The 14,433-nt window shown below is 66.6% G+C and carries 14 protein-coding genes; 6 read left to right on the forward strand and 8 right to left on the reverse strand.

Annotated elements, in window-relative coordinates; translation table 11 throughout:
• Positions 1 to 70 precede the first annotated feature (70 nt).
• Genes AO057_RS10290 through AO057_RS10305 form a run of 4 tightly spaced genes read left to right on the forward strand, consistent with a single transcriptional unit; the run spans position 71 to position 3,575 of the window.
• The gene (locus AO057_RS10290) at positions 71 to 514 is read left to right on the forward strand and encodes an acyl-CoA thioesterase (RefSeq protein WP_057675583.1); all 444 of its coding nucleotides are present in this window, start codon (positions 71 to 73) and stop codon (positions 512 to 514) included.
• Positions 515 to 519: 5 nt separating this feature from the next.
• A complete protein-coding gene (locus AO057_RS10295; protein WP_057675585.1) occupies positions 520 to 1,206 on the forward strand; it encodes a nitroreductase in 687 nt (228 codons plus the stop codon).
• A 56-nt stretch (positions 1,207 to 1,262) separates the two neighbouring features.
• Positions 1,263 to 2,549: a sodium:proton antiporter NhaD gene (gene nhaD, locus AO057_RS10300; RefSeq protein WP_057675587.1), complete on the forward strand. Its 1,287-nt coding sequence runs from the start codon at positions 1,263 to 1,265 to the stop codon at positions 2,547 to 2,549.
• A 45-nt stretch (positions 2,550 to 2,594) separates the two neighbouring features.
• A complete protein-coding gene (locus AO057_RS10305; RefSeq protein ID WP_057675589.1) occupies positions 2,595 to 3,575 on the forward strand; it encodes a 2-hydroxyacid dehydrogenase in 981 nt (326 codons plus the stop codon).
• Between the two features lies 1 nt (position 3,576).
• On the opposite strand, the gene AO057_RS10310 is transcribed toward AO057_RS10305, so the two are convergent.
• Genes AO057_RS10310 through AO057_RS10320 form a run of 3 tightly spaced genes read right to left on the reverse strand, consistent with a single transcriptional unit; the run spans position 3,577 to position 6,518 of the window.
• The gene (locus AO057_RS10310; RefSeq protein WP_057675591.1) at positions 3,577 to 4,710 is read right to left on the reverse strand and encodes a YbdK family carboxylate-amine ligase; all 1,134 of its coding nucleotides are present in this window, start codon (positions 4,708 to 4,710) and stop codon (positions 3,577 to 3,579) included.
• On the reverse strand, positions 4,700 to 5,959 hold the full coding sequence (locus tag AO057_RS10315) for a cation:proton antiporter (RefSeq protein ID WP_057675593.1): 1,260 nt from the start codon (positions 5,957 to 5,959) through the stop codon (positions 4,700 to 4,702). The genes AO057_RS10310 and AO057_RS10315 overlap by 11 nt, the downstream gene beginning before the upstream one ends.
• 40 nt (positions 5,960 to 5,999) lie before the next feature.
• A complete protein-coding gene (locus AO057_RS10320) occupies positions 6,000 to 6,518 on the reverse strand; it encodes a MarR family winged helix-turn-helix transcriptional regulator (RefSeq protein ID WP_082605507.1) in 519 nt (172 codons plus the stop codon).
• A 106-nt stretch (positions 6,519 to 6,624) separates the two neighbouring features.
• Here AO057_RS10320 and rmuC point away from each other — a divergent pair, with 106 nt between their 5' ends.
• Together rmuC and AO057_RS10330 are read left to right on the forward strand one after the other, a co-directional pair.
• Complete coding sequence (gene rmuC / locus AO057_RS10325) at positions 6,625 to 7,980, forward strand: DNA recombination protein RmuC (RefSeq protein WP_240480768.1); 1,356 nt, start codon at positions 6,625 to 6,627, stop codon at positions 7,978 to 7,980.
• 26 nt (positions 7,981 to 8,006) lie between these two features.
• Positions 8,007 to 9,191: an MFS transporter gene (locus tag AO057_RS10330; RefSeq protein WP_057675595.1), complete on the forward strand. Its 1,185-nt coding sequence runs from the start codon at positions 8,007 to 8,009 to the stop codon at positions 9,189 to 9,191.
• 31 nt (positions 9,192 to 9,222) lie between these two features.
• Here AO057_RS10330 and AO057_RS10335 read toward each other — a convergent pair whose 3' ends face one another.
• The 5 genes from AO057_RS10335 to earP form a co-directional block, all read right to left on the reverse strand.
• A complete protein-coding gene (locus AO057_RS10335; RefSeq protein ID WP_057675597.1) occupies positions 9,223 to 10,104 on the reverse strand; it encodes an LOG family protein in 882 nt (293 codons plus the stop codon).
• Positions 10,105 to 10,111: 7 nt separating this feature from the next.
• On the reverse strand, positions 10,112 to 10,993 hold the full coding sequence (locus AO057_RS10340; RefSeq protein WP_057675599.1) for a ribose-phosphate diphosphokinase: 882 nt from the start codon (positions 10,991 to 10,993) through the stop codon (positions 10,112 to 10,114).
• 2 nt (positions 10,994 to 10,995) lie between these two features.
• On the reverse strand, positions 10,996 to 12,588 hold the full coding sequence (locus AO057_RS10345) for a thymidine phosphorylase family protein (protein WP_057675601.1): 1,593 nt from the start codon (positions 12,586 to 12,588) through the stop codon (positions 10,996 to 10,998).
• A gap of 79 nt (positions 12,589 to 12,667) precedes the next feature.
• Positions 12,668 to 13,222, reverse strand: a complete 555-nt coding sequence (gene efp / locus AO057_RS10350) for an elongation factor P (RefSeq protein ID WP_057675603.1) — start codon at positions 13,220 to 13,222, stop codon at positions 12,668 to 12,670.
• Positions 13,223 to 13,359: 137 nt separating this feature from the next.
• Positions 13,360 to 14,433 (reverse strand): elongation factor P maturation arginine rhamnosyltransferase EarP, encoded by a 1,074-nt coding sequence (gene earP, locus AO057_RS10355; RefSeq protein ID WP_082605508.1) that lies wholly within the window; start codon positions 14,431 to 14,433, stop codon positions 13,360 to 13,362.

A 14,433-nucleotide genomic window follows, 5' to 3' on the forward strand; every position in this document is an offset into this window, starting at 1 on the left:
GACGGGCGTCAAGGCGGCATGGGCAGCGCCTGAAAGGCTGAGGCCGGGGGCTGGCAAAATCAGGGGCAGCATGAATAATCCCACCGAGAAACCGCGGCCGCTCCCGCGCAGCGCCTACCGGGTGTTTCGCCCCATCACGACGCGCTGGATGGACAACGACGTGTATGGCCATGTCAACAACGTCGTCTACTACAGCTGGTTTGACACCGCGGTCAACGCTTGGCTGATCGAGCAGGGCGTGCTGGACATCCACGGCGGCGACACCATCGGCCTGGTGATCGAGACCCAGTGCAACTACTTTGCCTCATTGGCTTTCCCCCAGACGGTGGAGGCCGGCATACGCGTGGCGCGGCTGGGACACTCCAGTGTGCGTTATGAGGTAGGCCTGTATGCCCAAGGCGAGGAATTCGCCGCGGCCCAGGGCCATTTTGTCCATGTCTACGTGGACCGGCAGTCCCGCCGGCCAGCTCCCCTTGCGGCGCCCCTGCGGGCGGCTCTTGAAACCCTGACCTGAACGCCATGACCGTTGATGAAGCGATCCAGACGCGCATGTCCGTGCGCGCCTACACGCCACAAGCTGTGGCGCCTGAAACCATCCAGGACATCCTGCAACTGGCCAGCCGTGCCCCTTCGGGGACCAACACGCAGCCCTGGAAGGTCTACGTGCTGCGGGGTGCCAGCCGCAACAGCCTGGTGGAGAAGGTGTGTGCCGCGCACGAGGCCCTGCGCGCCGATCCGGCGCTGGCCGCCGAATACCGCGAGGAATACGACTACTACCCTGAGAAATGGGTCAGCCCCTACATCGACCGCCGGCGCGAGAACGGCTGGGGCCTGTACGGCCTGCTGGGCATCACCAAGGGCGACAAGGACAGGATGCACGCCCAGCACCAGCGCAATTTCCGTTTCTTCGATGCGCCGGTGGGCCTGATGTTCACGCTGGACCGTGTCATGGGCCGGGGTTCCCTGGTGGACTACGGCATGTTCCTGGAAAACATCATGCTGGCGGCGCGCGCGCGCGGCCTGCACACCTGCCCGCAGGCCGCGTGGAACGGCTTTGCGAAGATCATCCTGCCGCACATCGGGGCGGGTGCGGATGAGATGCTGGTGTGCGGCATGGCACTGGGGCATGCCGACAGCTCTGCTATCGTCAACAGTTTCCATACACCGCGTGAACCGGTGAGCGCCTTCACTCACTGGCTGGACTGAGCTCGCCCGTCGGACAGACTGCACCACAACCTGATTCAAACAAGAGGAGACATCACATGCTGACCCTGCTGGTCATCGTTTTCGTGCTGGCCTACGCGGCCATTGCCCTGGAGCATCCGCTCAAGATCAACAAGTCCGCCTCCGCGTTGCTGGGCGCCGGCCTCCTCTGGACGATCTATGCCGTGGCCACTGGGGACGCCACCAAAGTCGGGGGGGAACTGGGCGAATCGCTCATGGGCACCGCGCAGATCGTCTTCTTCCTGATGGGGGCCATGACCATTGTCGAGGTGGTCGACGCGCACAACGGCTTCGAGGTCATCACCCGGCGCATCAAGACCCAGAAGCTTTCCACGCTGATGTGGATGGTCGGTTTTGTCAGTTTCTTCCTGAGTGCCATCCTGGACAACCTGACCACCACCATCGTCATGGTTTCGCTGATGAAGAAGTTGCTGGACCAGCGTGAGGACCGCCTGTTCTTCGCCGGCATCATCGTCATTGCGGCCAACGCTGGCGGGGCCTGGACGCCGATCGGCGACGTGACCACCACCATGCTGTGGATCGGCGGGCAGATCACGGCAGTGGAAATCATGAAGGGGCTGTTCATCCCGTCGCTGATCAACCTGATCGTGCCGCTGGCCGTGACCAGCTTCGTGCTGGGCTCGCGTCCGGTGATCGCGCCGAAACGTGCCGATGCGGCAGAGGGTCCCGAGACCACCGCCTTCGAGCGCAACCTGATGTTTTTCATGGGCCTGGGCATCCTGGTCGCGGTGCCGGTGTTCAAGACCGTGACGCACCTGCCGCCCTTCATGGGCATCCTGTTCGGCCTGGGCATCCTGTGGCTGGTGGGTGATCTGGTGCACCGGAACAAGGAAGACGATCTGGCCAAGCAGCGCCTGACGCTGGCGCGTGCGCTGACCCGCATCGACATGAGCTCCATCGTCTTCTTCATCGGCATCCTGCTGGCGGTGGCGGTGCTGGAGCACACCCACATCCTGTCGTCCATCGCCCAGTGGCTGGACCACAGCGTGGGCCGCCAGGACATCATCGTCATGCTGATCGGCCTGGTCAGCGCCGTGGTGGACAACGTGCCGCTGGTGGCGGCCTCCATGGGCATGTACAGCCTGCAGCAGTACCCGGTGGACAGTTTCCTCTGGGAGTTCCTGGCCTATTGCGCCGGCACCGGTGGCTCCATCCTGATCATCGGTTCGGCCGCCGGCGTGGCCGCCATGGGCCTGGAGAAGATCGACTTCTTCTGGTACGTGCGCAAGATCAGCGGTCTGGCCCTGATCGGCTACTTCGCTGGCGCCTTGTTCTACATTGCCGAATACCACCTGTTGCACTGAAGTTGCTTCCTCCACCCACATCGCCCATCCCCCGAGACCTGCACCATGAAACCGAAGATCCTTGTAGCCCGTGCCGTTTTTCCCGAGACCATTGCCTATCTGTCGCAGCATTTCGACGTCGAAGCCAACCCCTCCGATGAGGCCTGGACCGGCGCGCAGCTGATCGAGCATCTGCGCGACAAGGATGGCGCCTTCACCACCGGCAGCGTGCGCATCGATGCCGAGGTGCTGGCGGCTTGTCCGAAGCTCAGGATTTGCGCCAACATGGCTGTGGGTTACAACAACTTTGACCTCGACGCCATGACCGCGCGCGGCGTGCTGGGCACCAACACGCCCGACGTGCTGACCGAGACCACGGCCGATTTCGGTTTTGCGCTGGTGATGGCCACGGCCCGCCGCATCACCGAGAGCGAGATCTACCTGCGCGAAGGCAAATGGACCAAGTGGAGCTACGACATGTTCGCCGGCTCCGACATCCACGGCGCCACGCTGGGCATCCTCGGCATGGGACGCATCGGCCAGGGTATCGCCAAACGCGGTGCGCTGGGTTTCGGCATGAACGTGATCTATCACAACCGTTCGCGCCTGGATGCTGCGACGGAGGCCGAGTGCAAGGCACGTTATGTCAGCAAGGAAGAGCTGCTGAAGACAGCCGACCACCTGGTGCTGGTGCTGCCGTACTCGGCCGCCTCGCACCACGCCATCGGCGCGGCCGAGCTGGCCCAGATGAAACCCACGGCCACGCTGGTCAACATCGCGCGCGGCGGCATCGTCGACGACGCGGCCCTGGCCCAGGCCCTGCGTGACAAGCGCATCGCCGCGGCCGGGCTGGACGTGTTCGAGGGCGAGCCCAAGGTGCATCCGGACCTGCTGACCGTACCCAACGTGGTGCTGACGCCGCACATTGCCAGCTCCAGCGTGCCCACGCGCAAGGCCATGGCCAAGCTGGCGGCCGACAACCTGATCGAGTTCTTCAGCAAGGACAAGGGCCTGACGCCGCTGAACCCCCAGGTGCTCAAGGCCTGATTCAGGCCACGCGTGTGCCGGTCTTGCGGAATTGCAAGCCGGCCTGGCGCGTGACCTCGCCCAGCAGCTGCTCGTTGGCTTGCGCATCGCGCAGCCAGCGGGCATCGTTGAGTCCGCGCTCGGTGCTGTTGCGCAGCAGTTCGAGCGCAGCCCCCGAGCCCGGTGTGATGGCGTAGGGCTGCACCCGGTCCAGTGTGGCCAGGATGTGCTCCTTGAGCGGCAGGTGGGTGCCGCTGGCCGGGTCCACGTAGACCGCGTCCAGCCCGAAACGACAGGCCTGGAAGCGGTTGTAGGTATAGACCAGGTAATCGTCCTCCACCGGCTCGAACGGCGCCTCCTTCAGGAACCAGGCGGCCAGGGCCTGCACGTAGCCGGCCAGCGCGGCGGCACGCTCGATGGAGAGCGGCGTGTCGAACACCCGGATCTCGATGGTGCCGTACTCCGGCTTGGGCCGGATGTCCCAGTAGAAGTCCTTCATGCTGCGGACCACGCCGGTGCGTGTCATCTTGTCGAAGTAGGCGTTGAAGTCGTCCCAGTTCAGCACGAAGGGCGCACGCCCCGACAGCGGGAAGGCGAACACCGAGTTCAGGCGCGCCGAATCAAAAGCCGTGTCGTGCCCCTGCACGTAGGGCGAGGAGGCCGACAGGGCAATGAAGTGCGGGATGTAACGCGACATGCGGTGCAGCATGAGCAGGGCGCTGTCGGCGTCCGGGCAGCCCACGTGCACGTGCTGGCCGAAGATGGTGAACTGTTTGGACAGGTAACCGTAAAGTTCGGACAGTTGGCGAAAACGCGGTTTGTCGTAGATGCGCCGCTCGTGCCACTGCTGGAAGGGGTGGGTGCCGCCGCCGACCACGGCGATGTTGAGCTTGTCGGCGCATTGCACCAGGGCATCGCGGATCTGGCCCAGCTCCTCCTGCACGTGCGATGGCGAGTGGCAGATGCCGGTGGAAATCTCGATCATGCTCGAGGTCATCTCCGGCACCACGCTGCCGGGCAGCTTGCGCTTGGCCATCAGACGCAGCATGTCGTCGGCGTAGGGCGCGAGGTCGTAGTCGTGCGTGTTGACGAGCTGCAGCTCCAGCTCCACGCCCAGGGTCAGGGCCTCGGAATGGCTGAAGGGTTCAAGCGGCATCGTTGTTCTCTCCCTCGGGTTTGACGCGCCGGATGGCCGGCGGGCGTCCTGCTTCGCCGGCGCGCTGCAGGGCCAGCATGGCCATGAGCGCACCCAGCACTTCCATGAACAGGATCAGCGGCAGGGCGATGGCGGCCACCGGCTGCCCGATGGCGGGCGCAAATTCGGAAAACTGGGACACCAGCAGCAAGGCCACGGCCGACATGGGCCACATGGCGCTGGCCGTCCACAGGGCCTGCCTCGGGCTGGCGCCGCTGCCCAAACCCGCCAGGGCGATGGCCGCCAGCTTGGCCAGGGCGCGCGCCAGCACCAGGGCGGCGATCAGGCTCCAGGCTTCCCAGTTCCAGGGCGCCTGGGCAGCGGCCATGGAGACCAGCACGAACATCAGGATGGTCAGGATGGCCGAGGCCGTGCCGAACTGGCGCGGCCAAGACCAGGGGCGCGGGTGCAGGGTCTTGAGCAGGACGCCGGCCAGCAGGGCGGCCAGCGGCGCCGAGCCGCCGAAGTGCGCGGCCAGGGCCGTGCCGGCGACGATCAGCGAGAGCTGCAGCACCGCGGTGTTCTCGCTGGTCGGGCTCATGATCTCCAGTGCCTTGCGCAGGGCGTAGGCCAGCAAGGCACCCACCAGCACCGAGGCGACGACCAGCAGGATCACCGGGTAGATGGCATCGGCCAGGGTCGCTTCCGAACGGCCCAGCAGGCGTGCCATGACACCGCCCAGGGCCAGCACGTAAAAGGTGTTGAGTGCTGCCAGGGTGATGACGCGGTCGGTCACGGGGCCGCTGGCGCGCAAATCGCTGGCCACCCGCATCAGCACCGTCGGCGAGGTGGCGACCAGCAGCAGCGCCAGCGGTACATGCAGGACGCCGTCCACGCCGAAAAGCTGCAGCACCCACCAGGCCGCGAGGTAGGTGGCCAGGGCTTCGCCCAGGCTCTGGGCCAGCAGCATGGGGTTGTGGCGCAACCAGCGCAGCGACAGCCGCCCACCGGCCTCGAACAGCACGATGGACAGGCCGAGTTCCACCATGAACTGCGCAATGCCGTCCAGCGGCCAGCTGGCCGTGGTGTAGCCGGAGAAGCCGGCCAGGGCGCCCACGGCCGAATAACCCAGCACCTTGGGCAGGCCCAGGTAACGCTGCAGCAGGTGCCCGGCGGCGGCGGCCAGGGCCAGCAGCAGCGCCCACTGCACGGTGGGCAGGCCGGCCGAAGGCCTGATCCACTCGGACCAGTTGAGCATCAGGTCGATCATCGGCTCTCCTTTTTTGATGGGCCGGCAGCAATGCCGGGCGTCAGAGCGAGGCCAGCGGGGACCTGGCTGCGGTGTCATCGGCCTGCATGGCGTCCAGCAGCAGGTCCAGGTCGGTGTTCAGGCGCCTGAGCACGGCCGGGGGCAGGGTCTGCAGGGCCTGGGGCAGCACGCCGATGTAATGCCCCTGCAGGCGCTGCAGCACCTTTTCGCCAGCGGGTAGCAGATTGAGGTGCAGCACGCGGGCATCGCTGCCATTGCGTGCGCCGATGACCAGCTTGCGTTCGACCAGGGTCTTGACCAGGTTGCTGGCGGTGGACTGGTGGATGTCCATGGCTTGCGCCAGCGCACTGATGCGCAAGCCGGGCTGCTCGCGCAGCAGGCTCAGGGCGCGCAGCTGTGCCGCACCGGTGCCGGTGATCTGTTCGACCTGGCGGAAATGTGTGCGGACCGTGGCGAAGATCTGGCGGAACCGGCGCAGGGCCTGGACCGCAGGGTCGGCGTCCGCGCGGGCCGTTGCCGTGGCCACCTGGCCCGGGCGCCGGGAGCGTGCTGGCTTCATGCGATTTATTATATTTGTACAAATGTATTGGGTGATTGGCCCTCACACCCGACGGGTGATCCCGCTGTGCGTCATGAATCACAATAGGGGCCTGGAGGAAAACGGTTTGAACTCAGTCGTGTTCTGGGCCCTGCTGGTGCTGGGCGTCTTGAATCTGGTGCTGCTGCTGGCCCTCGTGCTGCGTCGCGAGGACACGAAGTCGGCGCAGGCGGGCGAGTTGCTGCGTGCCGAGCTGCAGGCCGGCAGCGAACGGCTGGCGCGTGACTTGCGCCAGGAGATCAGCGAGTCGGCCCGCAGCAGCCGGCTGGAATTGACGCAAAACCTGGCCACCTTCCAGCAGACCCTGGTGCAGCAGGGGGCCGAGGCCACGCGCACGCAGAACACGCAGATCGATGCCTTCGGCCAGCAACTGGCCTTGTTGCAGAAGACCCTCTCCGACACGCTGACGCTGCAGCTTTCCAACCTGAGCGAATCCAACGCCCGGCGCATGTCCGAGGTGCGCGCCACGCTGGAGGCGCAGCTGGCCCAGCTGCAGCAGACCAATATCGCCAAACTCGACGAGATGCGCGCCACGGTCGACGAGAAGCTGCAGACCACCTTGCACGCCCGGCTGGGTGAGAGCTTCAAGCAGGTGGCCGAGCGTCTGGAGCAGGTGCACAAGGGCCTGGGCGAGATGCAGACCCTGGCCGCCGGCGTCGGCGACCTCAAGCACCTGCTGACCAATGTCAAGACCCGCGGCATGTTCGGCGAGGCCCAGCTGGCCGGCCTGCTGGAGCAGGTCTTCGTGCCCGACCAGTACGCCGCACAGATCGCCACGCGACCGGGCAGCAAGAACGTGGTGGACTTCGCCATCAAGTTGCCGGGCAAGTCCGACGACGGCTCGCCGTTGTGGCTGCCCATCGACGCCAAGTTCCCGAACGAGGACTACGAGCGCCTGCTCGACGCGCAGCAGCGCGCCGATGTGCTGGCAGCGGAAGCGGCCGCCAAGGCGCTGGAGGCGCGCATCCGGCTCGAGGCCAAGTCGATTGCCGAGAAGTACATCGAACCGCCCTACACCACGGATTTCGCCATCCTCTTCCTGCCCACCGAAGGCCTGTACGCCGAAGTGCTGCGCCGGCCGGGCCTGATGGAGTCCCTGCAGCGCGAGCACCGCATCACGCTGGCCGGCCCGACCACACTGCTGGCCATGCTCAGCTCGCTGCAGATGGGTTTTCGCACGCTGGCGCTGGAGAAACGTTCCAGCGAGGTCTGGCAGGTGCTGGGTGCGGTCAAGACCGAATTCAACAAGTTCGGCGACGTGCTGGCCAAGGTCAAGACACAGACCGAGACCGTGCTCAATACGCTGCAGCAGGCCGAGACCCGCAGCAATGTCATGAAGCGTGCGCTGCGCCAGGTCGAGGCCCTGCCCGAGACGCAGGCGCAGGCCCTGTTGCCCGTGGACAAAGAGGCTGACGAAGGGTGAGGGGCGTTACAGCAGCCCCGCGTTTCATGCTGGCGCGCCTGATCGGCGGACACATCTGCCTGCACGCCTGCATGGCCGGCCTGCGCATGGCGGCACCGCTGCTGGCGCTCAAGCAGGGCTACAGCGCGATGGCGGTGGGCGTGCTGATGGCTCTGTTCGCATTGACCCAGGTCTTTCTGGCCCTGCCGGCCGGTCGTTATGCCGACCGCCACGGCCTGCGCCGGCCCATCGCCTTCAGCGTGATCGCTGCGACGGCGGGCACGGCACTCGCCGCCCTGTTCCCCGTGTTTCCCATGCTCTGCCTGGCCGCACTGCTCAGCGGCGGCGCCACGGGGGCAGCGTCGATAGCCCTGCAGCGCCATGTGGGCCGCGCCGCACGCGATGCCACCGAGCTCAAGCAGATGTTCAGCTGGCTGTCCATCGGGCCGGCCACCTCCAACTTCCTCGGTCCCCTGGCCGCCGGCCTGCTGATCGATCATGCCGGCGTCTGGCTGGGCGGTGAGGCGGGGGACCTGAACGGCTACCGCATCGCCTTCCTGCTGATGGCCTTGCTGCCGCTGCTGACCTGGTGGTGGGTGCGGCGCACACCCGATCTGCCCTCGGCTGCTACACCGGCCGAGCAGGGCAAACGCCGGGCCTGGGACCTGCTGCGCGATCCCATGATGCGCCGCCTGCTGCTGGTGAACTGGTTTCTCTCATCCTGCTGGGACGTGCACACCTTCGTATTGCCGGTGCTGGGTCACGAGCGTGGCTACAGCGCCTCGACCATCGGCATGCTGCTGGGCTCCTTTGCGCTGGCCGCCACGCTGGTGCGCCTGGCCATGCCCTGGCTGGCCGAGCATCTGCGCGAGTGGCTGGTGATCAGCGGCGCCATGCTGGCCACGGCCCTGCTGTTCGGCGTCTACCCCTTCATGCCCAGCGCGCTGGGCATGGGCGTGTGCTCGGTGCTGCTGGGTCTGGTGCTGGGTTCGGTGCAGCCCATGATCATGAGCACCCTGCACCAGATCACGCCGACCGACCGGCACGGCGAGGCGCTGGGCCTGCGCCTGATGTCGCTCAACGGCTCCAGTGTGGTCATGCCGCTGCTCTTCGGCAGCATCGGGGCCGTGGTGGGGGTGTCGCTGGTGTTCTGGGTGGTGGGGGCCGTGGTGGGACTGGGCAGCCACACCGCCTGGAAGTTGAGGGCGCCCTCACCGCTGCGCGCCGCGTGAGCCTGGCCCCGAGGGGTGGCTTGGCGACGCCTCAGGGTGTCGGGCCATCCTCCAGCCGGTAGAAGGACTGGATCGCCTCCCAGGCGTCTTCAGGCGTATCGACGAAGCTGAACAGCTCGGTGTCCTCGGGCGAGATCACGCCTTCCTCGATCAGCAGGTCGAAGTTGATCAGCCGTTTCCAGAAATTGCTGCCATGGAGCACCACGGGCACCGGCTCGGACTTGCCGGTCTGCACCAGCGTGAGGATCTCGAACAGTTCATCGAGCGTGCCGAAGCCGCCGGGAAAGGCCACCAGCGCCTTGGCACGCATCATGAAGTGCATCTTGCGCAGCGCGAAGTAGTGGAACTTGAAGCACAGGCTGGGCGAGATGTAGGGGTTGCCCGACTGCTCGTGCGGCAGGGCGATGTTCAGGCCCACGTTGAGGGCGCCCGCTTCGTGCGCGCCGCGGTTGGCCGCTTCCATGATGCCCGGGCCGCCGCCGGTGCAGATGTAGAGGCGCTCGCTGTGCGACAGGTGTCTGCTGTGCTCGGCGACCAGGCGCCCGAACTGGCGGGCCTGATCGTAGCGCTGGGCATTGCGCATGTCGCGTTCGGCGCCTTGCAGGGCTGTGGCGTCCCCGCTGGCGCGTGCGGCGTCCAGCCGGGCCTGCGCCGTCTCGGGCGAGGGAAAGCGTGCGCTGCCGAAGACCACGATGGTGTTGGTCACGCCTTGTTCCTGCTGTTCCAGGTCGGGCTTGAGCATCTCCAGCTGGAAGCGGATGCCGCGTGTTTCACGGCGCAGCAGGAATTCGGGATCGGCAAAAGCCAGGCGGTAGGCATCGGCCTGCAGGGGCATGCCGGCATCGGCATGGGCTTTCAGGTCGGCCCAGGCATCGGCCAGGGTGCGGGTGCTGAGATCGCGCGTGGTCTTCATGGAAGTCTTACTCGCTGGTGAGGGTGGACGCAATGGCGCTTGCCATGCTCACGGCATTGCTGGGGTGTGCGATGCAGTCGGTGCTCCAGACCTGGCGGATGCCGGCGTCCCAGAGCAGGGCTCCGGCATCGCCGGCAAAGAGTGCGTGCGTGACGGCCACGTCGACCGAGGCCGCACCGGCGGCCAGCAGGCCGCGGGCCGCCTGGGCCAGGGTGTGGCCGCTGCTGGCGACGTCGTCGAGCAGCACAATGGCGCGGCCGCGCACGTCCAGCGCCGGCAGGGCGATCTCGACATGGCGGTCACCATGGCGGACCTTGCGGCAGACCGCGTGATCGAAACCGTGGCGTGCTGCGGCTTGCGCGACCCACTGGGCCGCCTCTTCGTCGGGGCCGATCAGCAGTGCGCCCGGGCGTTGCCGCGCGATCAGGTCGGCCAGCAGCGGAGCGCCGCTGAGCACCACGGTGCGCGGCACCGGCACGGCTTCCTCAAGCGTGGTCACGCGGTGCAGGTGCGGGTCCACGGTGATGACGGCATCGAAGAGGCCGGCCAGGAAGCGACCCACGATGCGCTGGCTCACGGCTTCGCCGGGTGTGAAGGCGATGTCCTGGCGCATATAGGCCAGGTAAGGGGCGACCAGGGTCAGTTGCGCGGCGCCTAGCGTGCGGGCCGTCTGCGCGGCGAGCAGCAACTCGACCAGCTTTTCATTGGGCTGGGCCAGCGTGCGCAGGAGCACCACGTGCGCTGGCAGCGTGGCCGGCAGGCGCAGCTTGAATTCGCCATCCGGGAACCGGTGGCGTGTGATGCAGGCGTGCGGGATGCCCGCTGCGCCGGCGATGCGCGCGGCGCTCTCGGTCTCGTCTTCAAAGTGCAGCAGCAGGGCAGGACGCATCTTCAGAACTCCACAAACACGTGCGGCACGTCCTCGGCCCGGCCGATACGGTAGCCGCTGGAACGTGCGCAGGCCTGGCGCGCGAACTCCAGGTCGGCCGGGTAGCTGGCGTGCACGCGGTAGAGCACGTCGCCGTCCTGCACCTCGTCACCGAGTTTGGCGCAAAGGTCGACGCCGGCTTCCTTCACTTTCGGTGCGCCGGCGAAGCGTGCGATGCGCGCCAGTTGCAGGTTGTCGATGCCGCTGACCACGCCAGCGCCATGCGCGCGGATCTCGAAGCTGAGCCGGCCCAGTTGCGGATGGCTGGGGTCGAAGTGATGGCTGCCCTGGGCTTCGATGATGTCGTTCATCTTCTTCAGGGCGCGGCCCGAGTCGAGGATGTCGCGCGCGATGGCAAAACCGTCTCCGCCGCGCACATCGGGGTCGGCCTCCAGCATGCGGCCGGCCAGGCGCAGCGCCTTCTGGCGCAGGTCCATGGGAGCGCGCGGGTCGTTCTCCAGCACACGCATCACGTCGCGCGCCTCCAGCACGGGGCCGATGCCGAAGCCGATGGGCTGGCGGCCATCGGTGATGACCACGTCGAGCGAGAGTTTCATGCGTCGGGCCACGTACTCGAAGAGACGGCGCAGGCGTTGCGCCTCGGGCATGGAACGTACCTTGGCCGTGGGGCCGATGGGAATGTCCAGCACCAGATGGCTGGAGCCCGCGGCGATCTTCTTGGACAGGATCGATGCCACCATCTGCCCCGGCGAATCGAGCGCCAGCGGCCGCTCGACCGAGATCAGCACGTCGTCGGCAGGCGAGAGGTTGGCCGTACCGCCCCAGGCCAGGCAAGCGCGGTGCTGGCGGATGATTTCCTGCAGGCGCTCGACCTGCAACTCCACCTCGGCGAGTACTTCCATGGTGTCGGCCGTGCCGGCGGGCGAGGGGATGGCGCGCGAGGAGGTCTTGGGGCAGAGCATGCCGTGCGCCGCCACGATGGGCACCACCAGCATGGAGGTGCGGTTGCCGGGGATGCCGCCGATGCAGTGCTTGTCGACCACCAGCGGCTCCTGCCAGTCGAGCCGGCGGCCGGCCTCGACCATGGCCTCGGTGAGGAAAAGCACCTCCTCGCGGTCGAGCTCGTCGCGGTTGGCGGCGACGACGAAAGCCGTGAGTTCGATCTTGGAATAGTGGTGTTCGGTGATGTCGCGCACGATGGCACGGAAGTCGTCCAGTGTCAGGCGCTCGCCGGCCAGCTTGCGGTGCAAGGCGCCGATGGATTCCGGCGGTTCGGCCTGGGCGACCGTGACGGTGTGGCCGTTTTCCACGGAGAGTTGTTCAAATGCCGCCTTGGACAGGCCGAGCTCGCCACAAGCCACGATGGAAGCGTCATCGACCACGTTGAGTGTGGCCAGGATGCTGTGGCCGTTGGTGCGCACCTCGACCTTGGACAGGGCCTTGAAGCCCTCGGCCCGGTAGACCTCGCAGTCGCGGTGCATGTAGGCCACGTTCTCGTGGTAGGTGTCGATCAGCACGCGGCGCAGGGCCAGGCGCGACGGTTCGCCGCCTGTCCCCGGGCCGATGGCGCTGGTCGTGGTCTGAGCTTCGTTCATGCGGATAGCCTACACCGAATCGGGCACCAAAAAACAAAAGGCTCCCGAAGGAGCCTGGTGAGGTCAGAGGCGGAAAGACTCAGACGCGCTTGCGGTATTCGCCGGTGCGGGTGTCGATCTCGACCTTGTCGCCCTGGCTCACGAACAGCGGCACGGGCACTTCGAAACCGGTGGCAATCTTGGCCGGCTTGAGTACCTTGCCGGAGGTGTCGCCCTTGACGGCGGGCTCGGTCCAGGTGATCTCGCGCTCGACGCTGGTGGGCAGTTCCACCGAGATGGCCTTGCCGTCATAGAACACCACTTCGACCGCCATGCCGTCTTCCAGGTAGTTCAGGGCGTCGCCCATGTTTTCGGCTTCGACTTCGTACTGGTTGTAGTCGGCGTCCATGCAGACGTACATGGGGTCGGCGAAGTAGGAGTAGGTGCAGTCCTTCTTGTCCAGGATGACCTGGTCCATCTTGTCGTCGGCCTTGAACACGACTTCGGTGCCGAAGTTGGCGATCAGGCTCTTGAGTTTCATGCGCACGGTGGCCGAGTTGCGGCCGCCGCGGCTGTATTCGGTCTTGAGCACGACCATCGGGTCCTTGCCGTGCATGATCACGTTGCCGGCGCGGATTTCCTGAGCGATTTTCATAAGTTTTCCAATGAGTTGGCCGCTCAATGCCCCGAGTAAACCGGTGTTCGTGCGGCAGGTAAGGGGAATCCCACAGGCTGAGGCCGGATGGATTCCGCAAAGCCTTGAATTTTAACGTTTTTTCAGGCCGTTGCAGGCTATCTGTGGACGTGTGCCACAAATTCAAGCAGTTGGACGAGCAAGTCGCGTTCGGCGAGCAGCAACTGGCGCGCCTGGATGGCCTTGGCGCTCCAGGCCTCCAGCTCCGGTACCGGCAGCGGGCCGGTGTCCACGCCGTTCCAGGTGTGGTGGAACGCGCGCAGCGAGGCTGGCGCCTCCAGCCAGTCCAGCCAGGCTTCCAGCTTGGCGTGGTGGGCGTCGTCGTGCTGCGGGTAGATGTGCCAGACCAGGGGTTTGCCGGCCCACAGGGCCCGCACGAGCGAATCCTCGCCGCGCACGAAGTTCAGGTCGCAGGCCCACAGCAGGTGGTCGTAGTCGTCCTGCGTCAGGTAAGGCAGGAAATGCAGTGCCAGGCCGGCCGGGCGCGCGCAGGCCTGTACCGCGGCCGCGGCGCGGCCGGCGGTGACCAGCAGTTGCACCGGCTGCCCGGCCAGCTGGGCCAGCAAGGCGGGCAGGGCGGCGGGTTCGTAGCAGAACAGCGAGACCTGGCGGGTGCCCGGCTGCAGGGGAATGCCGTGCCGGGCCAGCCAGGCGGCGCGGTCGAAGCGGGCCTGGCGTTGCAGCAGATCGGGCTCGCGCAGCAGGCCACCGGTGCGCGGCGTGAAGCCGGGATAGAAAAAACGCCTGGTGAGGCCCCGGCCCGGGCCGTGCATGATGGGGGAAGGCAGGCCATGGCTGCGCTCCACATAGTCCTCGGCCGAGAGGTATTCCAGGTTGATCCAGCGGGCGGGCCGGCCATCGGCGGCGCGCCATTGCACGTACAGCGCGACGAAGGCCTCCGGGATGTCGCAGCCGAAGGCCTCGACCAGCACGTCGCCGGGCTCCAGGTCGTCCAGGGCCAGCGGTTCGGTCCAGGGGTGCACTTCAACTCCGGGGCAGCCCTGCGGTGCCATCCAGCTCAGCGCGCTGGCATCGTCCACCCACAGGCGCACGGCCTGGCCGCGGCCCGCCAGCTGGCGGGCCAGCCGCCAGCACACGCCGATATCACCATGGTTGTCGATGACCTTGCAGAAGATGTCCCAGCGCAGGGCGGATGCGGGCAGGGTCGTCAT

The organism is Curvibacter sp. PAE-UM, from assembly GCF_001432305.1.
Classification (GTDB): domain Bacteria; phylum Pseudomonadota; class Gammaproteobacteria; order Burkholderiales; family Burkholderiaceae_C; genus Hylemonella.